The organism is Actinomadura geliboluensis, assembly GCF_043197915.1.
GTDB lineage: Bacteria > Actinomycetota > Actinomycetes > Streptosporangiales > Streptosporangiaceae > Spirillospora > Spirillospora geliboluensis.
Genome location: NZ_JBICUA010000006.1, coordinates 90216 through 113477, shown reverse-complemented (window position 1 = coordinate 113477; position 23262 = coordinate 90216). Strand labels below are relative to the sequence as shown.

Genomic DNA, 23262 nt, shown 5'->3' with positions numbered 1-23262 from the left:
GAGGCGGTCATGCGGTTCCTGATCGTGCTGGTGGCGCTGGCGGTGGCCGCCGCCGTGGTCGTCCTGCTGGTGTACGCGTTCGCCGACCGCTCCGCCGCAGGCGGGGCGGCGCTGGAGCGCGGCGCCCGCTGGGAGACGCACACCGAGTCGTCAGGCGGCGTCACCACGGTCGTCGTCCGGCAGGTCACCCGCGACGACGCCGGCGACCTGCTCGCCGAACTCGGCCGGCAGACGGTCGCCGCCATCGAGGACGGCGACGCGGAATGGGAGGAGCGCTATCACGAGGCGATGGCGCAGGCCCGTTCCCGCGTCGCCGCGCTGCAGAGCGAAGCGAGCTGACCTGCCATTACCCGGAAATGCCCGCGCCCCTTGTGCGGGGGGCGCGGGCTTTGCCGCGAAAGGGCGCGCCCACCCGGTGTACCCTCGGCTCGAATCCGCTCGCACATGATCACTCACCGGAGCCGCCGATGGTGCGCCCCTGGCGCCGGGCCGGCCTGGCGGTGGTGCTGGCCGCCTGCCTGGTGGCGCCCTCGTCCGCCGTCCACCGGGAGCCCCCCGCCGTGGAGGACTACGTCACCGAGCAGCTGACCGTCGCCGCGCGGGCCTTCCTGGCACGCCGCTCCCAGGCCCTCGTCCACGCGCAGGACCGCCGCGCCATGCCGGTCGAGGTCCAGGGCGTGCGGATCTCCCCGACGCTGGCGCGCGCGCAGGAGCGGGCCGTCCGCGAACTGGAGACCCGCAACCGCGCCCCCGTGGCGGGCGGCCCCGCCTACACCGGCGCCCGCACCCGCCTGGACGCGAGCCGCGCCGTCCGCGACGGGAACCGCATCACGCTGGAGGCGGTCGAGCACACCGAAGTGAAGTACGGCGGCGGCAAGTTCACCCAGTCGGTGCGCCGCCGGTTCGAGTTCCGCACCCGCGGCGAGCAGATCATCATGGTCGCCGAGCGCGTCCTGGACCCGGGCGCCCGCCCGGTCAACGACCCCGTCACCCCGGACCGCTGACCGCGCTTTCGGCGCGATCTGAAATTCCCTTGACGCACAGTAAGTATGCGCGTCACAAGCCCGTGGTGGCCACATCCGGACAAGCCGAGATGGCGGGAATATGGCCGTTTCGGGGGAGGTGCGGCTGGATTGACGTGATCGATGGGGCGTAAGCTGGCGCCATTCTTTGCGCAGCACACGGCAAAACGTTCGGCGATCAGCGACGAAAGGGCCGGAGCGATGGGCGACAAGCGCGGAGCCAACCTCGGCGAACTCGAGGAACTGTCCCGCATCTTCAGCAAGCACTCCCGCAACCTCGACGCCCTGATCAAGGACCTCAACGGCCGCACGGTCAGCAGCAGCGCCGCCTGGTGGGGGCCGGGCGCCGACCGCTTCCGCGCCGCCTGGGCCGAGGCCAAGACCGCCTTCGACAAGATGGCGCTGGCCCTGGAGCAGGGCAGCCAGGACATCCGCAAGTCCCAGCAGAACATCGAGGCCGCCACCCGCTGACCTCGTCCTGAGCCGCGGGTCCCGGCCCATCCCCCCGAGGTCGGGACCCGCATTCAGCCCCCCGCCTTCGCTCCCGCTCCCGGCGACCCCGCGGCCGGACCCACGCCAGAGGGATCCTCGTGAGCACACCTTCGCCGCTGCAACTGCAGTTCCTCCTCGGCCGCATCCAGATGCTGTCCGACGAGCACTGGCACCTGTTCACCGCGTCCCGCCGGGCCATGGACGACCACGCCTGGGTCGGCGGCACCGCCTCCCGGGCCTTCGCCCGCGAACTCGACCGGAGCGACGCCGCCCTGCACGCCGAACTGCGCAGGGCGCTCCAACTCGTCCGAGATGAACTGAACCGCCCGTGACCTGGTTAGACCCCGACACCTGCGGCGTGAAGCTGGCAGAGTTCGAACAGATGACCCGCCAGCTGACCCAGGCCGCCCCGAAACTGGCCGACCTCGCCGACGAACTCTGGCAGGCCCTGCACGCCGCCCAGGTCAGCACCGCCCCCGCGATGGAGATCAAACGCATCGCCGCCTGGGCCGACCGGGCCGCCTCCGACCTGCGCCGCCGCAACCAGCTCGCGCACGACCTCGACCGCCAGCACCTCGCCTTCACGATCTGCCGCCCGGACGGCGACTACCTGAAGCTCCCCGACCGCTACACCGACCAGGTCGGCTACGCGGCCGGCCGCCGCAGCGCCGACCTCTTCCGCCGCGCGGCGTCCGGCGACCCCGCCGCCAAGGCCGCCCTGCGCGCCCTCCGCCCAGACGACATCACCCCGATGTTCGCCAAGGGCCTCCTGGAGTCCCTGGGCCCCGAGGCCCTCCTGAAGCTCCCGATGGACCTGACAGTCCCGCTCACCGCCGACGTCCGCCACGACCGCGAAGGCGTAGACGCACGGGCCGCCGAAACCCGAGCGATCCTGGCCCTGTTGGGCCGCAGCCTTGCCCTGTCGACCCGTCCCGGCACCGCCGCGTACCTGGGCGACGACTACCTGCGCAACCTCACCCGCGCGGGCCGCGCGAACTTCCCGCCCCTCAGCACACCCCCGCACGGCACGGCGGGCTACCAGTCCCTCTCAGCCCTCCTGGCCGCCGCCGGCGACACCCGCTTCTCCACCCACTTCATCGACACCGTCGGCAGCGACATGATCGCCTACGACGGCCGCCTCCGAAAAACCCTCGGCGAAGAACCGCTCCCCACCCTCGCCGGCAAGGCGGGCCTGGGCAACGCCCTAGACCCGACCACAACAAAGGTCGTCCCCAACGACAACAGAACAGACTTCCTGGCGGCCCTCCTCACCGCCGCCGCCCACTCCGGCAAGGAAGCCTCCCAAGCCCTCCTCACCCACACCTACATGGGCCCCTTCGAGCAGGGCACCGAACCAGGCTTCAAGGCCACCACCCTCCAATACCTCCTCCACGACCGCCGCCCCGTCTGGTCCGCCACCGACCACGGCACCGCCCTAGGCGAAGCAATCCAAACCGCCGCCACCGGCCAAGACGCAGAATCCACCCGCCTGGCCTTCGACGCCGCCAAGATCCTCATAGCCGACGCCCGCAAGAACTTCGTGGTCAAAGACGGGATCCTGCAGATCCCCGAACGGGGCCCGGCCGACGCCCTGGCGCATGGTGAGTTGGGCGACGCGATCGCCCGCCCGAAGCACTACGACGAACTCTCCGGCCTGCGCCCCGCCATGGCGACCGTCCTCGTCGCACACCTGGAAAAACTGCACGACATCGTCCAACTCTCCGAGTACACGGCCAAAGCACCGCCGGGAGGGCTCACCGGCGATGATCTGGACTACCTTCTCTTGGACGTGACCCGGGACGCCGCCGCCTACGAGCGCCTGCTCATGGGCCAGATCGCCCATTCCAAGCTCGCGATCGACCGGGCGGTCGCCGGCCACCACGATGTGGCCGACGCCATCAAGCGCGAGGGCTGGATGTTCGGTCACCTGGTCGAAGCCCGCAACCAGGCGATCGGCGCGGAGGAAACACGGCGCACCGAAGATCTCAACCGCATGCGCAAGTACGTCGGCACGGCGGTCGGGCTGGTGCCGATCGCGCCGACACTCGTCGCGGAGCGAATCCCGGGTGCGGGAAAGGCCGCAGAGGCCTCCTTGCTGGCGATGACCGGAAAGCTGACCGATGTCGCGGCGAAGAGAATGGTGGACGAGGCCGACCAGACGATCCTGGCCTCCACGACGGAGACGGAGGCGGTGGAGCAGTTGTTCAACCAGATGGTTCTGTCCTCGCTGGTGAGCCACGGCCGCCTCGACGGCCCCGGCCTGGCCGGCCAGCCGTTTGCCACAAAGGGGCCGCATCCCAAAGTTCGTCCGCTTGAATCGCTGAGCAGGGCTGAGTTGGCGCAACTCCTACGTTGGGCTAGGAGCAGATTGAGCCTAGGGGACCTCGCTGATTCGGTGAGAAATTCGATGCGCAACGGACGGGAGAAGACCGCAGGGCACTATACCGGTCCGGATGGCGCGAACGTCCCTGTCAGCCCCCAGCGGTGATCTCGGTGCGGCGACGGGTGTCGAGCCTCCTTCTCGTGCTCATGGTGATGCTGGTCACCGGGTGTAATGGTGGCGGTGCCGGGGGAACGAAGGTGTCGCCTGATGTGCGACCAGTGGTGGATGGTGCTCCCTACCTCTGCGACCTGGTGCCCGAGCCTTCTTTTCAGCGTGCAACGGGAGTGACTGCTCGGTTGAGGAATTATTGGAGTGGGCTTCAGAAAGATGGTGGGCTTTGTGTTGCGCTGCCTCAAAAAGGGGCGAGTGTACTGGGGCTCGAGTGGTCGTACAAGGACGGTGAGGAGATTCTTCGGACGCAGCGGAATAACTGGGCGCACAAGTCATCTCAGCGGCTCCCGGCGGAGTTGGGGCGGGGGCTGGCCGGATATGACCCGAGCGGTGGTCTCACCGGGCTTCCCAACTACGTGATCGCGTTGTTCAGGTGCGGGCAGAAGAAAGCGTGGATCAGCATCGACTTCGCGCGGGTGGTGCGGGGGCGGGATGCGGTGCAGGACATGTTCGAGTTCATGCGGATCGCGGAGAAGCGGTTCGGCGAGCTCCACAAATGCACGCCGAGGGCGTCATGAGCAGAGGTCCCGCGACTGCCCGCGTTGTTGGTGGTCGTTCGTTTATTGAGAGTGACGGACAGCGCTCGCGAGGGCTCGCGTGGCGCGAAGTTCCGGTAAGCCTCCAGCGATGATCTCGGTGCGACGACGGGCGCCGAGCCACCTTCTCGTGCTCATGGTGATGCTGGTCACCGGGTGCGATGGTGGGGGCACTGCCGGAACGAAGGCGTTGCCCGATGTGCGGCCAGTGGTGGATGGTGCTCCCTACCTCTGCGACCTGGTACCCGAGCCTTCTTTTCAGCGTGCAACGGGAGTGACTGCTCGGTTGAGGAGTCACTGGAGCGGGCCTCAGAAGGATGGTGGGCTTTGTGTTGCGCTGCCTCCGAAAGGGAGGAGTGCACTAGGGCTCGAGTGGTCGTACAAGGACGGCGAGGAGATTCTGCACACGCAGCGGGAGAACTGGACGCACAAGTCATCTCAGCAGATCCCGGCGGAGATGGGGCGAGGGCTGGCCGGCCATGACCCGAGCGGTGGTCTAACCGGGCTTCCCAACTATGTGATCGCGTTGTTCAGGTGCGGGCGGAAGAAAGTGTGGATCAGCATCAACTTCGCGCGGGTGGCGCGGGGGCGGGATGCGGTGCAGGACATGTTCGACTTCATGCGAATCGCGGAGAAGCGATTCGGGGAGCTCCACAAGTGCACGCCGAGGGCGTCATGAGCAGAGGTCCCGCGTTAGGCGTTGCCGAGTTCGAGCGATGGCGTGCGCGGCATGGCTGGTATGGATCCCTCGTTCGGGACAGTCGACCGGCACTATCAGTCAGCGGTGAGGTAGGACGGCCGCGCCGCAATCTCGCGGCTCCGCACTACCAGGGGTCGTCCCTATCGACAGCTGTTGCCCGCGCGTCACATCCCGCACCGCCCCTCGCCGTTTCCGCTTGTCGGGGTTAGTCGGTTGGGGGGAGGGCTACTTGGATTTGGGTTGTGGTGCCGGTGGCTACGAAGAGGCCGCGGCCGGTGGGGCCGCCCAGAGGGGCGTTGCGGGGGAGGCGTAGGCCGAAGAGGTCGCCGTCGTCGGGGGAGTCGATGGACAGCAGGACGCCGGAGCGGGAGCGGCGGGTGTCGGAGAGGAAGCCTCGGTAGCCGCGGCCGAGGTCGGCGGTGGTGCCGCCGATGATGACGGCGTGCTCGCCGTCGCGGGCGGTGCGGAGGACGTCGCGGAGGGCGTCGTCCAGGTCGGTCTCGTCGAGGAGTTCGGCGTCGTCGACGATGACGGCGTAGCGGTGCTCGTCGCCGATGGCGTCCGCGAGGTCGTCGGGGTCGGAGTCGGCGGTGAGGACGCCGAGGACGCCGGGGCGGTCCGCGAGGGTGCGGAGCGGGGAGCGGCGGGGCGTGACCAGGACGACGGGGACGAGGCCGCCGCCCACGGCCGGGTCGAGGAGCGAATGGACGATCGTGCGGAGGGTCGTGGAGCGGCCCGAGCGGGGCGGGCCGGCGACGGCGAAGCCGGGGCCCTCGTTGAGGAGGTCGACGCCGACGGGGGCGAGGGTGTCGCCGCCGACGCCGACCAGGGCCCACAGGGGTGAGGGGGCGGTGAACTCGGGGTCGAGGGACATGGCCTCGCGGTAGGTGACGCGGACGGGCAGCTCGTCCACGTGGAGGGGGCGACGGCGGCGGGGGAGGCGGCCGTAGCGGGACACGCAGGTGCGGGCGATCTCCTGGAGGACGGCCACCTGGGACGTGCCGGACGGGTCGTCCCCGAGGAGGCAGATCTGGGATTCGCGCGGGGGCGCGTTCGGGGCGGTGGGTTCGAGGGCGCGGCCGGGCGGCATGGCGGCGGGGATCTGGCGGTCCTGGAGGCCGCCGTAGCCGTAGTCGTTCGGGTCGGCCATGCGCAGCAGGAGGCGGCGGTCGAAGACGGTGGAGATCTGGCCGCCGAGGCCGGAGCGGTCGCCGGTGAAGACGGCGCGGAGGCCGACGGCGGCGCCCTCGCGCAGGAGGTGGACGGCCTGGTCGACGAGGCGGCCGTAGTCGTAGTGCTCGAACGCGCCGAGGAAGCCCTCCCAGCGGTCGAGGAGCAGCACCATCCAGGGGAGGCGGTCGGTGGCGGCGACGGCGGCGCGCTGCTCGGCGAGGGTGGCGAAGCCGGCCTCGGCGAGGAGCTGCTGGCGGCGGGCGACCTCGGCGGTGAGGGCGGTGAGGAGGCGTTCGCAGCGGTCGAGCTGGTCGCGGGTGACGACGGCGCCGCAGTGCGGCAGGGACACCAGGGGGAGCAGCGCGTTGGCGCCGCAGTCGATCGCGTACAGGTGGGCGTCGTAGGGGGAGCAGGACGAGGCGAGGGAGCCGGCGATGGTGCGCAGCGCGGTGGAGCGGCCCGACTGGGCGGACCCGGCGAGGTAGAGGTGGCCGCCGGCGGTGAGGTCGAGGGCGAGTTCCTCGCGGGACTGGACGGCGGGCAGGTCGGTGATGCCGAACCGGATCGGCGGGACGTCCACGACGGAGCCGCCCGCGGCGGTGCGCGGCGTCAGCTTGATCATGTCCGGCAGCGGGCTCAGCCACGGGGACGGCCGGCGGGCGATGCCGGCGCGGCGGGCGGCCTCGTCGACGGCCTGGACGAGGACGCCGAGGTCGGTGGCGAGGGTGGTGTCGTCGGCGGCCTCGCGGGGCGCGGGCAGCGGGTGGCCGAGGCCCTGCCAGGGCAGGGCGAGGACGGTGGTGCCGGGGCCGGCGGGGCCGCTGCGGCGGCCGCCGATCCGCGCGGACTGGACGGGCTGCGGCGCCGCCATGCCGGAGCGGACGTAGCAGCGGCCCGGGGTCGACTTGGAGATCTGCGCGGCTTCGGGCGAGTCGAGGACGTCGGTCGATTCGTCCGGGTCGGTGACGCGGAGCGCGATGCGCAGGTTGGTGTTGGCGCGGATGTCGGCGGTGACGACCCCGGCGGGGCGCTGGGTGGCGAGGATGAGGTGGACGCCGAGGGAGCGGCCGCGGCGGCCGATGTCGACGAGCCCGGTGACGAAGTCGGGCAGTTCGGTGACCATGGCGGCGAACTCGTCGATGATGAGGACGAGGCGCGGCATGGCGGGCAGGCCGGGGTCGGCGGTGCGCAGGTCGTTGTAGTCGTCGATGTCCTTGGCGCCGGCGTCGAGGAGGATCTCCTCGCGGCGGCGGAGTTCGGCGGCGAGGGATTCGAGGGCGCGTTCGGTGGCGTGGCCGTCGAGGTCGGTGACCATGCCGACGGTGTGGGGGAGGCGGGCGCAGTCCTTGAACGCGGCGCCGCCCTTGTAGTCGATGAGGACGAACGTCATCTCGTCCGGGCGGTTCGCCACGGCGAGGGAGGCGATGAGGGTTTGCAGTAGTTCCGACTTGCCCGCGCCTGTGGTTCCGGCGATGAGGCCGTGGGGGCCGTCTGTGCGGAGGTCGATCTCGTAGGGCTGCCCTGAGCCGAGGCCGATGGGGACGCGTGTGGTGCGGCCCGTCCTGCCCCATGACTGGAGGATGTGCTCCGCTGTGGGTTCGGGCATGCCGAGGATGTCGAGGAGCCGTACGTCGGCCGGGATGGAGTCGGCCGGGTCTTCGCGGGACACGTCCCGGACGGGGGCCAGCGCGCGCGCCACCCGGTCTGTCCAGGCCGGGGAGACCTGGTCGGCGAGCACCGGGCCGACTACTTCGAGCCCTTGCCCTTGGAGGCGGAGCTGGGACGGGCGCTGCGGGTCCCAGGCGGCGACCAGCTGGCACTCTTCGGGGAGCAGGCGTTCCTCGTCGTCCACGCAGATGGCGTAGAGGCCGTACTCGGCGCCTCGTGACAGGAGCATCGGCATGCCGGGCAGGCGACGCAACGCGCGCGCGCCGTCGAGCACGATCAAGATGTTGTACGGGACGGACGGCACCGCGTCCTGCCCGAAGAACGACGACTCGGCCTGTGCGGTACGGCGCCGTTCGGTGACGCGGATCGCGAGTTCGGTGATGCGGTGCGCGGCCGACTCGGTGTCGGCCCCGACGAGGGCCACGCAGTCCTCGCCTTCGCGCGGCGCGCAGTGCGGCAGCCAGCGCACCCAGTTCCACTCGTCCCCCGCCTGCTGGTCGGCGGAGAGGACGACGATGGCGAGGTCGCGGGGGCTGTGCAGGACGGCGGCCTGCGCGACCATCCACCGGGCCAGCGCGCGAGAGGCGTACCGGGGGCCGGTCAGCCCGACGACGCCGAGTTCGCGGAGCGGCAGCGCCACCGGGACCCGCCGGGCCGCCGGGATCGGCACCGCGCGCGGGTCGCCGGTCAGCTCGATGCGGGCGGGCAGGTCGGCGAGCCCGACCCGCAGGTGCAGGACGTCGGCGTCGTCGCGGCGCCGCTCCCACAGGCGGCGGCGCGGGCCCGTGGCGGTGAGCAGCACCTCGGCGGGGTCGGGGTGCAGGGCGCGCCGCTCGGCCTCGTCCGCGCGCCGCAGCCGCTCCAGCTCGCCGTCGAACTCGCCCGCTCTGCGGTGGTACTCCTTCAGCGCCTTCTTGTACGACTTGCGGCCGTGCAGCCGGTCGCCGATCCACTCGCCGACCGTCATCACCGGCCAGGCCAGCGCGAACAGCGCCCACCACCACTGGCCGAGCGCGAACGCCATGACCAGGCCGAACGCCGAGAACAGCAGCGCGCCGAACAGCCGGAGCCGTTCGCGCGGGTTGCGTTCGGGGCGCTTCGGGACGTCCAGCGTCCGCACCCGGTCGGCCGGGTGCAGCCGCGGCGGCCGGTTGAACGCGAGCCCGCCCTCGGGGAGCGGTTCGAGGTGGGTGTCGGGCGCGGCGCTCGGGGCGAGCGCGAGCACGCTGTCGCCGACCGTCAGCAGCGCCTCGGCGGGCCAGGCGGTCTTCGCGCCGAGCGGCGTGCCGTCCAGCGCGGCGGCGCCCTGCATCGTCATCGCGGACGCCTCGACCTCGACGGTGTCGCGCGCGACCGTGAGCCGCAGGGACCGCGCCGGGACGGACGGGTCGTCCAGCACGACGTCCACGTCCCGCCCGGAGCCGATGGTGCTGGTGCCGAGCCCGAGCCGGTGCACCGACCCGGCGGCCGGGCCGCCGATGACCCGGACCTCGACGAGGCCGGTCGGCTCGGCGAGGACGGTGGCGGCGGCGCCGCGCTGCTCGACCGCGACGACGGCGCCGTCCCGCAGCTCCTTGACGGCGAGGGCCTGCGGGTCGAGCATCCGGCCGTCCATCCACAGGGCCTTGCGCGGGCCGCGCCCGTCCTTGGCGAGCAGCGCGGCCTTGGAGAAGCGCGGAGTGAGGGCCGGCGGGGCGCCGTCGAGGACGGCCGCGAGCGACTGCGCGATCCCGCCGACGGTGGCCTCGGCGTCGACGTCGATGACGACATCGCGAGGACCGCCGCCGGTCAGCGCCGTGAACGAGATCCGCATCCGAGCCTCCGACGTCCGCTGGTCGACCGGAGTCAGCTTAGGCATCAACCCCGGCGGACTTCCGGTAGGCGGCGATGATCGTTTCGAGGGCGTCGTCCAGCGGGGTGGGAGCCATCCCGAACGTCGCCTGAAAAGCGGAGGAGTCGAGAACGTACGGTTCGTCGAACTGGTAGCGGGTCTCCCGCAGCTCCTTCAGCAGCGGGGAGAACAGCCCGAGCGCGCGGAACACGGCGCGCGGCACCTCGGTGACCCGCGGCTTCGGCGCGCCCGCGATCGCGCACAGCCGCTCCGCGACCTCCAGCGTGGACACCGCCGGCGCCGTCGGGACGTGCCAGACGCGGCCGAGCGCCCGCTCGTCCGTGCCGGCGATGGCGAGGGCCTCGGCGACGTCCGGCAGGTACGTCCACGAGTGCGGGACGGACGGGTCGCTGAAGTACAGCACCCGCTTGCCCGCCAGCAGCGGCTTCACGAACCGGGTCTCGCCGATGTACGCCTGGTCGGTGCTCCGGGGCCCGTAGTAGTCGGACGGCCGCAGCTCGGTGGTCCGGATGCGGCCCGCCTTGTGCGCGGCGAAGGCGTCCTGCGACATCTTCGCCCGCACCTGCCCCTTCGTGCCGGGCGCGGCGAGCGGCAGGTCCTCGGTCATCGGCCCGTCGACCGGCCCGTACAGGTAGAGATTGCTCAGCGTGACCAGGACGGCCCCGGTGTCCTCGGCGGCGCCGAGGAAGGACGCCGCCATCGGCGGCCAGTCCTGCACCCAGCGGTGGTACTGCGGGTTGACGCAGTTGTAGAGGGCGTCGGCGCCCTTGGTGATCTGCGTCAGCCGGGTCCGGTCCGCGACGTCGGCGGCGATCCGCTCGACGCCCTCGGGCCCCGATCCCGACCGCGTCACGACGACGACGTCATGTCCGCGCGCGGTGAGCCGCTCGGCGAGGTGCGCCCCGACCTGCCCCGCTCCGACGATCACGTGCTTGCCCATGTCCCTGCTCCTTCGGTTCGGTGCTCTGCAACGAGAGCGATGCTCTCTCACGAGAGCGGTGTTGTCAAGAGCAGTGCTCTCGCTTCAGTGCAACGCTCTGTTAATCTCGGGGCATGAGCGAACCGAACCGGGGCGCGACGGCCCCGCACGGGAGGCCCGCATGAGCGCGGGACGGACGGCGCGCGAGCGGGTGCGGGCCGAGCTGATCAGGGAGATCACCGAGATCGCGCGGCGGCAGCTCGCCACCGAGGGCGCGGCCGGCCTGTCGCTGCGCGCGGTCGCCCGCGAGATGGGCATGGTGTCGTCGGCGATCTACCGGTACTTCCCGAGCCGCGACGACCTGCTGACCGCGCTGATCATCGACGGCTACAACGCGGTCGGGGAGGCCGTCGAGCGCGCCGACGCGGTGACCGACCCCGGCGACTTCGCCGGCCGGTGGCTCGCGGTGTGCAGGGCCGTCCGGGGGTGGGCCCTGGAGCGCCCGCACGAGTACGCGCTGCTGTACGGGTCGCCCGTCCCTGGCTACACGGCGCCGCAGGACACCGTCCCCGCCGCCGTCCGCGACACGCTGGTCTTCACGCGCATCATCAGCGAGGCGCACGCCGCCGGTGCGCTCGATCCCGCAGGACCGCTCCCGCCCGCGCCGCCCTCACTCGCCGCCGACCTGGCCCGCGCGCGCGCCGCGCTGCCCATGGATCTCCCCGACGACGTGATGACTCGGGCCTTCACCGCATGGGCCGGCTTGTACGGAACTGTCAGCTTTGAATTGTTCGGGCAATTCAACAACGTGATCGAGGAGGAACGGTCCGCCTACTTCGACCACTCCATGTCCCTGCTCGGCCGCCTCGTCGGCCTGGAACCGTGACGCGGCGCGGCCTCCCCGGGCCTCGCGCGGTCTCGCGGGGCATCCACGGACGTGTCCAGCATGTGGTCAGTGACGCATGTGACTGGTGGTAAGTAGCCATGTGACCAAAGAATTCGCAGGTCACCACCGTCCGCCCGGATACGGAACGGCTTCACCTCACCGAATCCATTGACGGGACCTTGCCGCCCCCGCAAGCATGGATCGCTCGGCATGCGCGGAATCCCTGGGACGGGGGCCGCGGAAGGGCGGGAAGGAGCGCGTGGGCAGCGCGATGAAGGCCAACCAGTCGACCATCTCCGGCGGTGGGGCGGCGGGCTCGTCCGGCGGGACCGCGGGGCTCGGCCGGTCGGGGCTCGGCACCTCCGGGGGGCAGCGGCTTCCCACCTCACCGCGCGAGCGCAAGCCCGCGCTGGCGGCCCTCGCGGTGCTGCTGATCCTCGGCGGCGCCCTCGCCAGCGCCTACCTGGTGATGGCGAGCGGTGAGCGGGTGTCGGCGATCCGCGTCGCGCAGCCGGTCGCCGCCGGGCAGCCGATCCCGGCGAGCGCCCTGGAGGAGGTCCAGATCGGCGACACCGGGATCCAGTACCTCGCCTGGACGGAGCGGGCGAAGGTCACCCGGCACATCGCGGCCGTCCCGCTGGTGAAGGGCGCGCTGCTGACCAACGGCATGATCAGCCCGGCGACCGCCCCGGAGAGCGGGCGGGTGATCGTCGGGCTCGCGCTCAAGGCCGGCCAGCTGCCGTCCGGGGACGTCGTCCCCGGCAGCCGCGTCACCCTCTACGCGGTCGGCGGCGGGCAGAACGGCGGCCCGCGCCCCGGTACCGTCCTCGCCCAGGAGGCCGTCGTGGTCGGGATCGGCGGCCGCGACGACGGCGGCCCGACCCGGCTCCGCTCCGACCAGACCAGCGTGGACGTCGCCGTCCTCCCGGCGGACGCCCCGCAGGTGGCGCAGGCGGCCTCCGCCGGCGCGGTCGCGCTCGCGCTGCTGCCGCCCGGGACGAAGCCGGCCCCGGCCAAGAAGCCCGCCCGCCAGGAGACCGGCGGCACCGGGGGCGTCGACCCCGTCCCCGGCGGGACGCCGAACACCGGCGGCACCCCCGGCACGGGCGGCACCCGCCAGGGGACGGGCACGGGCCCAGGCACGGGCGGTAACTGACGGTGGCACTCATCGCGCTCGCGGCCGACAAGGGGGCGCCGGGCGTCACGACCGCGGCGGTCGCGCTCGGCGCCGTGTGGCCGCGGCCCGTGCTGGTCGCGGAGTGCGACCAGGCGGGCGGCGACCTCGTGTACCGGCTGCCCGCCGCCGCGCCGGACGGCGGCGACGGCGACGGCGGCATGCTGAACCCGTCCCGCGGGCTGCTCAGCCTCGCCGCGACGGCCCGCCGCGGCCTGCGCCCCGACCAGATCGCCGAGCACTGCCAGCGGCTCGTCGGCGGCCTCGACGTGCTCGTCGGGCTCACCAACGCCGAGCAGGCGCAGGCGATGACCTGGCTGTGGGGGCCGCTCGGCCGGGCGTTCGCCGGGCTCGCCCCGGTGGACGTGATCGCCGACTGCGGGCGGCTCGGCGCGGGCGGCCCGCTGCTCGACCTGCTGCGCGAGGCCGACCTCGTCGTCCTGCTCACCCGCGCCACCCTGGAGCAGGTCGCGCACCTGCGCGAGCGCGTCACCGCGCTCACCGAGGAGCTGCGCGGCGGCCCGCCGATCGGGGTGCTGGTCCTCGCCGACCCGCGCGACTTCCGCGGCTCCGTCGCCGAGGTCGACCGGATCATCGCGCGCAACCGCGTCCCGGCCCCCGACCCGGGGCAGGGCCCGCCACCGCCCGGCGTCACCGTCCTCGGCGGCCTCGCGCTCGACCCGAAGGGCGCCGAACTGCTGTCCGGGCGGTGGGGCGGCCGGCTGGACCGGTCGCTGCTCATCCGGTCGGCGCGCGAGGTCGCGGCCGACCTCACCGGCCGGATCACCGCCACCGGGCCGGCGCAGGCCGCGCCGATGGCGCCGCCCCCGGAGGCGGCCGCGCACGTCCCGGCGGGCGTTCCGCAGGAGGGGAGGCGCTAGATGGACCACGGGCTCGTCAAACGCCTCCGCCAGGAGGTCGGCGACCGGCTGGCGCAGCAGCGCCGGCTGGACGCGGCGAACGGGCTGCAGCCGATGTCCGCCGAGGACGAGCGGCAGTTCGCCCGCGCGCTGATCGGCCAGGTGCTGGAGGAGTACGCGCGCGGCGAGATCACCTCCGGGCGGCGCCCGCCGAACGCCGAAGAGGAGGAGGCGCTCGCCGCCGGGGTGCACGCCGCGCTGTTCGGCGTCGGCCGGCTCCAGCCGCTCCTCGAGGACCCCGAGATCGAGAACATCGACATCAACGGCTGCGACCGGGTGTTCATCGGCTACGCCGACGGCCGCGAGGTGATGGCCGAGCCGGTCGCCGAGAGCGACGAGGAGCTCGTCGAGCTGATCCAGATTCTCGCCGCCTACAGCGGGCTGTCGTCGCGCCCGTTCGACACCGCGAACCCGCAGCTCGACCTGCGCCTGCCGGACGGCTCGCGGCTGTCGGCCGTGATGGACGTGACCGTCCGCCCCGCGCTGTCGATCCGCCGCGCCCGGCTCGGCAAGGTGTTCCTCGCCGACCTGGTCGGCAACGGCACGTTCACGCCGGAGATCGGGCAGTTCTTCCGCGCCGCCGTGCTCGCCCGCAAGAACATCATGATCGCGGGGGCGACGAACGCGGGGAAGACGACGCTGCTGCGCGCCGTCGCCAACGAGATCCCGCCGCACGAGCGGCTCATCACCGTCGAGCGCGCCCTCGAACTCGGCCTGGACGCCTTCCCCGAGCTGCACCCGAACTGCGTCGCGTTCGAGCAGCGCCTGCCGAACTCCGAGGGGCAGGGCGCGATCTCGATGGCGGAGCTGGTCCGCCGGTCGCTGCGGATGAACCCGTCCCGGGTGATCGTCGGCGAGGTGCTCGGCGACGAGATCGTCACGATGCTGAACGCGATGACGCAGGGCAACGACGGGTCGCTGTCCACGATCCACGCGAACTCCTCGGTCGAGGTGTTCAACCGCGTCGCGACGTACGCGATCCAGTCGGAGGAGCGGCTGCCGGTCGAGGCGACGCACATGCTGATCGCGGGCGCGATCGACTTCGTCGTGTTCATCGAGAAGCGCAACGACTACGCCTCCGGCGGGCGGCTGCGCCGCTACGTGGCCAGCATTCGGGAGGTCACGGGCGTGGACGGGCGGGTCCTGTCGTCGGAGGTGTTCGCGCTGGGCCCCGGCGGGTTCGCGGTGCCGTCCGCGCCGATCGCGTGCGCCGCCGAGCTGGCCGAGCACGGCTACGACCCCGCCGCCGGAGGTGCCTGGTGACGGGGTGCCTGGTGAGGGCCGGGGGTGGGCGCTGATGTACGCGCCGGACGTCCTCCTCGCCATCGTCGCGGGTGCCGTGGCCGGCGGCGGCCTCCTGCTGCTGGTCGTCGCGCTGCGCGGGCTGCCGCCCCGGCGCGGGCCCGCGCGCGGCCGCAGCCGCGAGGACCTCATCCGCACCCTCACCACCCGCACCGCCGTCGCCGTCATCGTCGGCTTCCTCGTGCTGATCGTGACGCAGTGGCCGATCGCCGCCGCCGGCACCGGGGCGCTCGTCCTCGCCTGGGAGGGCCTCGCGGGCGGCGCCGCCGAGGAGCGCCGGGGCATGGCGCGGCTGGAGGGCCTCGCCGGCTGGACGGAGTCGCTGCGCGACACGATCGCCGGCGCGGTCGGCCTCGAACAGGCCATCCCCGCCTCGCAGCGCGCCGCCGCGCCCGCCCTCCAGCAGCCGCTGCGCGACCTCGTCGACCGGCTGCACACCCGCGTCCCGATGCCGGAGGCGCTGCGCCGGTTCGCCGACGACATCGACGACCCGTCCGCCGACCTGGTGATCGCCGCGCTGATCCTGAACGCCAAGCTGCGCGGCCCCGGCCTGCGCGACATGCTGAGCGCCCTCGCGGCGTCCGCCCGCGCCGAACTCGACATGCGGCGCCGCGTCGAGGCCGACCGGCGCGCCACCCGGCGCAGCGTCCGCATCGTCGTCGCCGTCTCCGTCGGGACGGCCCTCGCGCTCGCCGTGTTCAACCACTCCTACGTCGAGCCGTACGACGACTTCCTCGGGCAGCTCGTCCTGTGCATCGTCGTCGCGCTGTACGGGGCGGCGTTCCTGTGGCTGCGCCGGCTGGCGCGCTACGAGCTGCCGGGGCGGTTCCTCAGCGAGCCGCGCCGGACGGCCGAGCCGGGCGTGCCCGGCGAGGTGCCGAGCACGGTCGCCGGCTGGCAGGGCTCCGACGGCGGCCGGCAGGGCGCGCAGGAGCCGCCGCTGCGCGGCCGGCACACGATGGACGCCGGAGGGGGTGGCGCCGCGTGAACGGTGCGATGCTCGCGGGCGCCGTCGTCGGCCTCGGCCTGTACGTGCTGGTCCGGGCGCTGTTCCCGGCCCGTCCCGGCCTCGCCGCGCGGATGGCCGCGCTCGACGCCGCCCGCCGCCGCGACCTGGAGGAGCAGCGGCTCGGGAGGATGTCACCGACGCTGGAACGCGTCGGCGGGATGCGCGCCAAGATCGGCCGGGAGCTGGCGAAGTTCTGCGAGTCGCGCGGCTGGCGGCTCCGCTCCGTCCGCGCCGACCTGGCGATCACCGAGCGGTCGCTGGAGGCGTTCCTCGCCACCAAGTTCCTGCTCCCGGCGGGCGCGCTGCTGTTCATCCCGCTGATCCTCGCCTACTTCACGCTGCTCGGGCTCGGCTCTTCCGTCGCCGTCCCCGCGTGGATCTGCGTGCTGTTCGCCGTGCTGTTCTTCTTCTACCCCGACATGCAGCTCCGGCAGGAGGCGCAGGCCCGCCGGCAGGACTTCCGGCACGTCGTCGGCGCGTTCCTCGACCTCGTCTCGATGAACCTCGCGGGCGGGCGCGGCGTCCCCGAGGCGCTGATGACCGCGTCGAACGTCGGCGAGGGCTGGGCCATGCACCGCATCCGGGACGCCCTGTCCAACGCCCGCATCACCGGCCAGACGCCCTGGCAGGCGCTCGGCCGGCTCGGCGAGGAACTCGACGTCGCCGAGCTGCGCGACCTCGCCGGGGCCCTCGCGCTCGTCTCCGACGACGGCGCGCAGATCCGCAAGTCGCTCGCCGCCCGCGCCGCGTCCATGCGCAGCCGGGAGCTGTCGGAGCTGGAGGGCAAGGCCGGCGAGCGCTCCCAGTCGATGCTCGTCGCGCAGCTGTTCCTGTGCGCCGGATTCCTGATCTTCCTCGCCTACCCGGCCCTGATGCGGGTGCTCGCGTCATGACCCGCCGCGCAGCAGCCCAGGGCCCGTGCCCGAACCCCGTGGAGGTGTCCGAATGGAACCGCTGAACCCCCTGGACCATCCGTCCGTCCTGTACCTGCGGGCCGTGCTCGGCGCGCGGGTGGCCCGGCTGCGCGCCGAGGAGGACCGCAGCCGCGGCGCGTCCGCGATCGAATGGGCGATCATCACCGCGATCCTCGCGCTGATCGCGATCACCATCGGCGCGGTGATCCAGAAGAAGATCCAGGACAAGGCCAACAGCATCAACACGGGCTGACCGCGATGCGGCCCAGGGACCGAGCGGCCTCCCTCCTGCGGTCCGACGTCGGCGTGTCGTCGATGGAGTGGGCGCTGCTCACGCCGATCCTCATCCTGGTGATGCTCGTCGTCGTGCAGTTCGCCATGGTCTTCCACGCCCGGCACGTCGCGCTCGCCGCGGCGCAGTCGGGCGCCCGCGTCGCGCGGACCTCCCCGGTCGGCGGTGGCTGGGAGGGCGCCGCGACCGCGAAGGCGGCCGGGTCGGTCCGCGAGATCGGCCCGGACCTGCTGAGCGGCCTCCAGGTGCGGGCGGGAGAGGAGAACGACGAGCGGTGGGTGGAGGTCAGCGGCGAGGCCGTCCAGGTCGTGCCGTTCATGACGTTCCACGTGTCGCAGCGCTCGCAGGGGCCGATCGAGTGCTTCCGGCCGGACGTCGGCTCCGGCACCGCCTGCCAGCGGGGAGCGGGGCCGTGACGGGCGGCGCCGCCGAGCGGGGCTCGATGTCGCTGGAGATGGTGCTGGTCACGCCCATCTTCATCGCGTTCCTGCTCTTCCTCGCCGGCGCGGGCCGGATGGTGGACGCCAAGAGCCAGGTGGACGGCGCCGCCCGGGACGCCGCCCGCGCCGCGTCCATCGCCCGCAGCGCCGGGTCCGCGCAGGACCTCGCCGCCGACACCGCCGCCGCCGGGATGCGCGGCACCGACTGGTGCTCGGGCGGCCCCGTCGTCCGGACCGACGTGTCCGACTGGGGGCCCGGCGGGAGCGTCGGCGTGACCGTCACCTGCGACGTCGACCTCGGCGACCTCGCGTTCATCGGGCTGCCCGGCAGCAAGCGCCTGCAGGGCCACGCGATCGCGCCCGTCGACACCTTCACCAACCGCGGCACGGACGAGGGCGGCGCCGACGACCCGGGAACCGCGCCATGAGGCCCGTCGAGCGCGGGGACGACCGCGGCACGATCGCGATGTACACGGTGCTGTTCACACCGGTCGTCCTGCTGCTGGCGGGGCTGCTGGTGGACGGCGGCCTCGCCATCCACGCCCGGCAGCGGGCCGCCGACATGGCCGAGCAGGCGGCGCGGGCGGGCGCCAACCAGATCGACGACGCCGCTTTGCGCGAGACCGGCGACCCCGTCCTCGACCCAGGCCGGGCCCGCGCGGCGGCGTGCGACCTGCTCGCCGCCTACCCGGACCGGGTGACCGCGTCGCGGTGCGACGCCGACGAGCAGGAGGTCGCGGTCTCCGTCCAGATCAGCGTGCGGCCGCAGCTCCTCGGGATCATCCCGGGCTTCGGCGAGTTCCAGATGACCGCCGGCGCCACCGCCCGGCCGGTCACCGGAGACGAGGGCCCGTGAGCGATCGCGACAACACGTCTACGATGAGGGCGACCTCCGGCGGAACGGCAGGGACGCGATGGTGACGCGGCATGGTCGGCGGGCTCCCGTCCGGGTGAACGGGCGCCGCGGCGCGGGCGACGTTCTGGCCGGGATCGGCGCGGTCATCGCGCTGGCCGCACTGCTCGTCGGGGTTCCGTTCGCGCTGTTCACGGCGTTCGGGTCGCCGCTGCCCGACCACCTGCCGACCGCGTCCGACCTCACCCAGAAGGTCGGGCCGGGCTCGCTGATCGCGATCCTGGTGGCGCTGGTGTGGCTCGCCTGGCTGCAGCTCGCGGCGTGCGTCGTCGTCGAGGTGTACGCGGGGGTGCGGGGCGTCGGCGTGCCCGCGCGGGTGCCGCTCGCGGGCGGCACGCAGTCGCTCGTGCACCGGCTCGTCGTGGCCGCGCTGCTGCTGTTCACCGCCACCACCACGATCATGCCGGCGTTCACGGCCGCCGGGCTCTCCCAGCGCCCGGCCGCGGCCGCCGAGGCGCCCGTGCAGGCGCAGCCGCAGGCGCAGGGGTTCCGCCAGGTCGCGGACGCCCCCGAGCATCCGGCCGCCGCCGAACGGGTCGCGGCCGACCTCGCCGCGGACCCGGTGGAGAAGTCCGCCACCACGAAGATCTACCGGGTGCAGCCGCCGGAGGGCCGGCACCACGAGAGCCTGTGGGAGATCGCCGAGAAATGCCTCGGCGAAGGCCGCCGCTACAAGGAGATCTACGCCCTCAACAAGAACCACATCCAGCCGGACGGGACGCGGCTGACGATCGCGAGCCTGATCCGTCCAGGCTGGATCCTGGAGATGCCGGCGGACGCCAAGGGCGCGAAGGTCATCCCGGTCAAGGACCTGAACGACTACTTCCGGTACGGGCACGCCGTCCCGGACGAGCCGGAGCAGCCCGCGCCCGAGCCCGCCCCGGCCCCGCCGAAGCAGCAGCAGCCCACCCAGCCGTCCGCGAGCCAGCCCCCCGCGACGCAGCCGCCCGCGTCCCAGCCTCCGGCCTCGCAGGCGCCTCCCGCGACGCAGACCCCGGCGCCCGAGAACACCCCGGCGCCGCAGCAGAGCCGGACGCCGGAGCAGCAGGCGCCGCGCGAGTCGGAGCCCGCGCACCCGCCCGCGCACGCCGAAGGCCCGTCCGGCGAGATGGGCGGCCAGGCCGGCAGCGGCGGCGCGGACGTCCCCGGCCAGGTCGGGCAGCAGCAGGAGGACACCGGCGCCGCGTTCGACCTCGGCTGGCCGCAGGGCCTCGCCGCCGCGTCGCTGATCGCCGCCGGGCTGCTCGGCGTGCTCGGCCGGCGCCGCCGCACCCAGCTGTGGAACCGCGCGTTCGGGCACATGGTCGTCCGGCCCGAGGGGGCGGCGGCCGAGGCGGAGCGGGCGCTGCGCATCGGCGCCGACGACGACGCGGCCACGCTCCTCGACCTCGGGCTGCGGCACATGTCGAAGTCGATGGCGGCGGGCGGCCGCGCGCTCCCCACCGTCTACGGCGTGCACATCGGGCGCGGCAGCCTCGACCTGTGGATCGCGCCCGCCGACCGCAACCCGCCCGCCCCCTGGCAGGCGTTCGACGACGGCCAGGTGTGGCGGCTGCGCGACGACGCGCTGCCCATGCTGGAGGCGTCCGACCTCGGCGACGTCCTCGCCCCCTACCCGGGCCTCGTGTCGATCGGCACCAACGCCAACGGCCGCATCCTCGTCGACCTGGAGGCCGCGCACGGGCTGATCGCGCTGCGCGGCGACGAGGACGCCCGCCGCGCCGCCCTGTCGGCGATCGCGCTGGAACTGGCCACCAACCGCTGGTCCGACCACATGCGGATCACGCTCGTCGGGTTCGGCGCCGAGCTGGGCGAGGGCCTCACCGAGATCGCCCCCGACCGCGTCCGCGCCGTCCCGACCCTGCACGACGCGCTGCCGGAGCTGGAGGGGCGCAGCGAGGAGGTGCGGCAGGCGCTCGCCGCGTCCGGCGTCGACTCCGTGCTCACCGGACGCTGCCGCGGCGTGTTCGGCGAGGCGTGGATGCCGCACTACCTGATCATGGCGGACCGCCCCGACGAGCAGGAGGCCGACCGGCTCGTCGCGCTCGCCCGCACCGGCACCCGGATGGCCGCCGGCTACATCGTCCCCGGCGACGTGCAGGGCGCCACCTGGACCTGGGACGTCGACGCCGCCGGCCGCCTCCAGGCCGGCGTGCTCGGCTTCGACGTCGAGGCGCAGCTCGTCCGCGACGACGACTACCGCGGCGTGTTCGAGCTGTTCCGCACCGCCGGGCGGCTCGAATCCGTGCAGCTGCCCGGCCTGGCCGGCGGCGCCGAGCCGCCGACGGCGCAGCAGTCCTCGGTCGACATCCGGCTGCTCGGCCCCATCGAGGTCGACGCGCCGGGGCCGATGGACGAGAGCCGCCGCGAGCTCTGCACCGAGGTGCTGGTGTTCCTCGCCGCGCACCCGGAGGGCGTCCACCCGACGGTGCTGTCCGGCGCGGTGTGGCCGCGCGGCGCCAGCGCCGGCGTCCGCGACGCGACCGTGGCCCGCGTGTCGGACTGGCTCGGCCGGGACGCGCGGGGCCGCCCCAACCTGTACCACGACGAGCGCGGCCGGATCCGGCTCGGCTCGGAGGTGCGGGTCGACATCGCCGTGTTCCGCTGGCTGGTGTGGCGGTCGGCGGCCGAACCCGCGTCCGAGACCGCCTACATGGCGTACGCGCTGGACCTCGTCCGCGGCCCGCTGCTCGCCGACCGGCCCCGCGGCCGGTACGCGTGGCTGGCGAACCACGACCTGGAGTACGAGACGCCCGCGCGGATCATCGACGTCGCGCACCGGCTCGTCGTGCTGCGGCTGGAGGAGGGCGACCCGCGCGGCGCCGTGAGCGCCGCCCGCGCCGGGCTGCGGCTCGCGTCCGACGACGAGGGCCTGTGGCGCGACCTGCTCCGCGCGACCCACGCGACCGGCGACGTCGCGCAGGTCAGGGTGGTCGTGGACGAACTGCGCTCCCGCATCGCCCGCGACCCCTACCTCGACCAGCTCCAGCCGGAGACCGAGGCCCTGGTGGAGGAGCTCGTCCCCGACTGGCACCGCGTCGGGTCGCGCTAGCGGTAGAGGCCGGTGCCGCCGAGCGAGTACCGGCCCGGCTGCGGGTGGACGCACAGCCCCGCCGGACGGCCGCCGACCCGCACCGTCCGCAGGACGCGTCCGGTGCGGGTGGACACGGCGTAGACGGTCCCGGCGGGGTCGGCGAGCCACAGCCTCGTCCCGTCCGACGACACGCCGCCCGGCACGGGGGAGCCGCCGCCGGGCAGCGGCCACCGAGACACCACACGCCGCGTGCGGAAGTCGACCGCGGTCAGCGCGCCGTCGCCCACCACGAACAGCCGCCGCGCGTCGCGGCTGACCGCGAGGCCGCGAGCGCCCGGCGCGGTCCGGACGAACCCCAGCAGGGCGAACCGCCTCGCGTCGACCAGCCACACCCCGCCTTGCGCCGCGTCCGCGACGAGGAACACGGTGCCGTCGGGCGACAGCCGCAGATCACCGGGCCGCGCCCCCTCCGGGAGCCGCAGCGTCCCCGCGACGCGCCGCCCGGCCAGATCGACAAGTGCCAGTTCACCGGCGGCCGTGCACGTCGCGACCAGGGACCGGCCGCGCAGGGAGAAGTCGGCGTGGCCCGCCGAGCACGGCATCGGCACCGACGCGCGCAACGCCATCGTGCGCGGGTCGCGCACGTCGATACGGCGCGGCCGGCGCGCCGGGACGAGGGCGTCCCGCCCGTCCGGCGTGAAGTACAGCCCGGCCGGACCGGGGACCCGCACCGGCCGCCCGCGCCGCCCGCCGTGCGGCCGGATCGGGACGAGCAGGCCGCGCCGCCGGTCGGCCGCCCACAGCCGCCGCAGATCCCACGACGGCACCACCCGCGACGCCGCCGCCCCCGTGCGGTACCGCCCGACGACCCGGGCCGCGGCGGGATCGACCACGTCGATGTACCGCCCGTTCGCGACGTAGATCCTGGGCGGCAGCCCGCGCGCGTTCGGCGCGATCATGCCGGGCCCGGTCGCGGCGTACACCCGCCCGCCGGCTGGTGCGAGCGGCACCCCGCCGGGATCGGCCGCGCCGCGCTTCCCGTCCGGTCGCACCCGCTGGTACGGCGCCGGCCCGCCCAGCCCCACCACGGGATCGTCCGCGGACGGCTCCGCGGGACGGTGGAACGGCACGGGCGACTCGCACCCGGCCAGCACCCCGGACGCCATCGTGAGGGCCGCGGCGAACGGCAGCGCGGCGGCCCGTGCTCGTGCCCGCATCACGGCCGGACCCTACCGACCGGCGACGCTCAGTGTCCGCCCAACAGCAAAACGTATCTACCGACGCCTGTTGCTAGTCGCTCTTGCCTGTGGGGGACGACCCCCACACCCCCGGTTGGCTCCGGCTGCCCGTCGCCTTCCGCTCCGCTGGCGCTCCGCTCCAGGCGCCGGTCAGTCGCTGTTGCCTGTGGGGGACGACCCCCACACCCCCGAGGGGCTCCGACTGCCCGTCGCCTTCCGCTCCG

21 protein-coding genes are annotated in these 23262 nt (G+C 73.7%); 18 read left to right on the top strand and 3 right to left on the bottom strand.

From position 1 onward, the window contains the following. Positions 1-9 precede the first annotated feature (9 nt). The 7 genes from ACGFI1_RS20525 (at position 10) to ACGFI1_RS20495 (ending at position 5283) form a co-directional block, all read left to right on the top strand. Positions 10-339 carry a hypothetical protein gene (locus tag ACGFI1_RS20525; RefSeq protein ID WP_364550714.1) on the top strand — a complete coding sequence of 110 codons (330 nt, stop codon included), beginning with the start codon at positions 10-12 and terminating at the stop codon, positions 337-339. A 128-nt stretch (positions 340-467) separates the two neighbouring features. Further along, complete coding sequence (locus ACGFI1_RS20520; protein ID WP_301175163.1) at positions 468-1004, top strand: hypothetical protein; 537 nt, start codon at positions 468-470, stop codon at positions 1002-1004. 219 nt (positions 1005-1223) lie between these two features. After that, on the top strand, positions 1224-1493 hold the full coding sequence (locus ACGFI1_RS20515) for a WXG100 family type VII secretion target (RefSeq protein WP_067795563.1): 270 nt from the start codon (positions 1224-1226) through the stop codon (positions 1491-1493). A 119-nt stretch (positions 1494-1612) separates the two neighbouring features. Continuing rightward, positions 1613-1846 carry a hypothetical protein gene (locus ACGFI1_RS20510; protein ID WP_301175164.1) on the top strand — a complete coding sequence of 78 codons (234 nt, stop codon included), beginning with the start codon at positions 1613-1615 and terminating at the stop codon, positions 1844-1846. A gap of 26 nt (positions 1847-1872) precedes the next feature. Beyond that, positions 1873-4002, top strand: a complete 2130-nt coding sequence (locus tag ACGFI1_RS20505) for a hypothetical protein (protein ID WP_392787100.1) — start codon at positions 1873-1875, stop codon at positions 4000-4002. A 35-nt stretch (positions 4003-4037) separates the two neighbouring features. After that, positions 4038-4586 (top strand): hypothetical protein, encoded by a 549-nt coding sequence (locus ACGFI1_RS20500; RefSeq protein ID WP_392787098.1) that lies wholly within the window; start codon positions 4038-4040, stop codon positions 4584-4586. A 109-nt stretch (positions 4587-4695) separates the two neighbouring features. Then, entirely contained in the window at positions 4696-5283 is a 588-nt protein-coding gene (locus tag ACGFI1_RS20495) for a hypothetical protein (protein WP_392787095.1), read from the top strand. Between the two features lie 226 nt (positions 5284-5509). On the opposite strand, the gene ACGFI1_RS20490 is transcribed toward ACGFI1_RS20495, so the two are convergent. After that, positions 5510-9958: an FtsK/SpoIIIE domain-containing protein gene (locus tag ACGFI1_RS20490; RefSeq protein ID WP_392787093.1), complete on the bottom strand. Its 4449-nt coding sequence runs from the start codon at positions 9956-9958 to the stop codon at positions 5510-5512. A 37-nt stretch (positions 9959-9995) separates the two neighbouring features. Continuing rightward, positions 9996-10937 (bottom strand): NAD-dependent epimerase/dehydratase family protein, encoded by a 942-nt coding sequence (locus tag ACGFI1_RS20485; RefSeq protein ID WP_392787091.1) that lies wholly within the window; start codon positions 10935-10937, stop codon positions 9996-9998. 160 nt (positions 10938-11097) lie between these two features. Here ACGFI1_RS20485 and ACGFI1_RS20480 point away from each other — a divergent pair, with 160 nt between their 5' ends. The 11 genes from ACGFI1_RS20480 to ACGFI1_RS20430 all read left to right on the top strand — a co-directional run bounded on the left by ACGFI1_RS20480 (position 11098) and on the right by ACGFI1_RS20430 (position 21818). Continuing rightward, positions 11098-11802: a TetR/AcrR family transcriptional regulator gene (locus ACGFI1_RS20480; RefSeq protein ID WP_392787089.1), complete on the top strand. Its 705-nt coding sequence runs from the start codon at positions 11098-11100 to the stop codon at positions 11800-11802. Positions 11803-12061: 259 nt separating this feature from the next. Beyond that, entirely contained in the window at positions 12062-12958 is an 897-nt protein-coding gene (locus ACGFI1_RS20475; RefSeq protein ID WP_387078220.1) for a hypothetical protein, read from the top strand. Between the two features lie 2 nt (positions 12959-12960). Continuing rightward, the gene (locus ACGFI1_RS20470) at positions 12961-13857 is read left to right on the top strand and encodes a hypothetical protein (protein ID WP_386873598.1); all 897 of its coding nucleotides are present in this window, start codon (positions 12961-12963) and stop codon (positions 13855-13857) included. After that, positions 13858-15159, top strand: a complete 1302-nt coding sequence (locus tag ACGFI1_RS20465; RefSeq protein WP_364550700.1) for a CpaF family protein — start codon at positions 13858-13860, stop codon at positions 15157-15159. A 4-nt stretch (positions 15160-15163) separates the two neighbouring features. After that, on the top strand, positions 15164-16186 hold the full coding sequence (locus tag ACGFI1_RS20460) for a type II secretion system F family protein (protein WP_386873599.1): 1023 nt from the start codon (positions 15164-15166) through the stop codon (positions 16184-16186). Next, positions 16183-17100, top strand: coding sequence for a type II secretion system F family protein (locus ACGFI1_RS20455; RefSeq protein ID WP_301175176.1), 918 nt, complete (start codon positions 16183-16185; stop codon positions 17098-17100). The genes ACGFI1_RS20460 and ACGFI1_RS20455 overlap by 4 nt, the downstream gene beginning before the upstream one ends. A gap of 52 nt (positions 17101-17152) precedes the next feature. After that, a complete protein-coding gene (locus ACGFI1_RS20450; protein WP_301175177.1) occupies positions 17153-17374 on the top strand; it encodes a Flp family type IVb pilin in 222 nt (73 codons plus the stop codon). 5 nt (positions 17375-17379) lie between these two features. After that, positions 17380-17829: a TadE family protein gene (locus ACGFI1_RS20445; RefSeq protein ID WP_392787085.1), complete on the top strand. Its 450-nt coding sequence runs from the start codon at positions 17380-17382 to the stop codon at positions 17827-17829. Further along, positions 17826-18281 (top strand): TadE family protein, encoded by a 456-nt coding sequence (locus ACGFI1_RS20440; protein WP_392787083.1) that lies wholly within the window; start codon positions 17826-17828, stop codon positions 18279-18281. The genes ACGFI1_RS20445 and ACGFI1_RS20440 overlap by 4 nt, the downstream gene beginning before the upstream one ends. Further along, positions 18278-18709, top strand: a complete 432-nt coding sequence (locus ACGFI1_RS20435; protein ID WP_364550691.1) for a pilus assembly protein TadG-related protein — start codon at positions 18278-18280, stop codon at positions 18707-18709. Before ACGFI1_RS20440 ends, ACGFI1_RS20435 begins: the two co-directional genes overlap by 4 nt. 58 nt (positions 18710-18767) lie before the next feature. Next, on the top strand, positions 18768-21818 hold the full coding sequence (locus tag ACGFI1_RS20430) for a hypothetical protein (RefSeq protein ID WP_392787080.1): 3051 nt from the start codon (positions 18768-18770) through the stop codon (positions 21816-21818). Here the strand turns inward: ACGFI1_RS20430 and ACGFI1_RS20425 are convergent. Then, the gene (locus tag ACGFI1_RS20425) at positions 21815-23017 is read right to left on the bottom strand and encodes a YncE family protein (protein WP_392787533.1); all 1203 of its coding nucleotides are present in this window, start codon (positions 23015-23017) and stop codon (positions 21815-21817) included. The two genes, ACGFI1_RS20430 and ACGFI1_RS20425, sit on opposite strands and share 4 nt — an antisense overlap. Between the last annotated feature and the right edge of the window lie 245 nt (positions 23018-23262).

Excerpts from the sequence above, each read along its gene's own strand:
- ACGFI1_RS20525 (WP_364550714.1), top strand. The coding sequence starts at position 10 with ATGCGGTTCCTGATCGTGCTGGTGGCGCTGGCGGTGGCCGCCGCCGTG.
- ACGFI1_RS20520 (WP_301175163.1), top strand. The coding sequence starts at position 468 with ATGGTGCGCCCCTGGCGCCGGGCCGGCCTGGCGGTGGTGCTGGCCGCC.
- ACGFI1_RS20515 (WP_067795563.1), top strand. The coding sequence starts at position 1,224 with ATGGGCGACAAGCGCGGAGCCAACCTCGGCGAACTCGAGGAACTGTCC.
- ACGFI1_RS20495 (WP_392787095.1), top strand. The coding sequence starts at position 4,696 with ATGATCTCGGTGCGACGACGGGCGCCGAGCCACCTTCTCGTGCTCATG.
- ACGFI1_RS20490 (WP_392787093.1), bottom strand. The coding sequence starts at position 9,958 with ATGCGGATCTCGTTCACGGCGCTGACCGGCGGCGGTCCTCGCGATGTC.
- ACGFI1_RS20485 (WP_392787091.1), bottom strand. The coding sequence starts at position 10,937 with ATGGGCAAGCACGTGATCGTCGGAGCGGGGCAGGTCGGGGCGCACCTC.
- ACGFI1_RS20480 (WP_392787089.1), top strand. The coding sequence starts at position 11,098 with ATGAGCGCGGGACGGACGGCGCGCGAGCGGGTGCGGGCCGAGCTGATC.
- ACGFI1_RS20465 (WP_364550700.1), top strand. The coding sequence starts at position 13,858 with ATGGACCACGGGCTCGTCAAACGCCTCCGCCAGGAGGTCGGCGACCGG.
- ACGFI1_RS20450 (WP_301175177.1), top strand. The coding sequence starts at position 17,153 with ATGGAACCGCTGAACCCCCTGGACCATCCGTCCGTCCTGTACCTGCGG.
- ACGFI1_RS20445 (WP_392787085.1), top strand. The coding sequence starts at position 17,380 with ATGCGGCCCAGGGACCGAGCGGCCTCCCTCCTGCGGTCCGACGTCGGC.
- ACGFI1_RS20435 (WP_364550691.1), top strand. The coding sequence starts at position 18,278 with ATGAGGCCCGTCGAGCGCGGGGACGACCGCGGCACGATCGCGATGTAC.
- ACGFI1_RS20430 (WP_392787080.1), top strand. The coding sequence starts at position 18,768 with ATGGTGACGCGGCATGGTCGGCGGGCTCCCGTCCGGGTGAACGGGCGC.
- ACGFI1_RS20425 (WP_392787533.1), bottom strand. The coding sequence starts at position 23,017 with ATGCGGGCACGAGCACGGGCCGCCGCGCTGCCGTTCGCCGCGGCCCTC.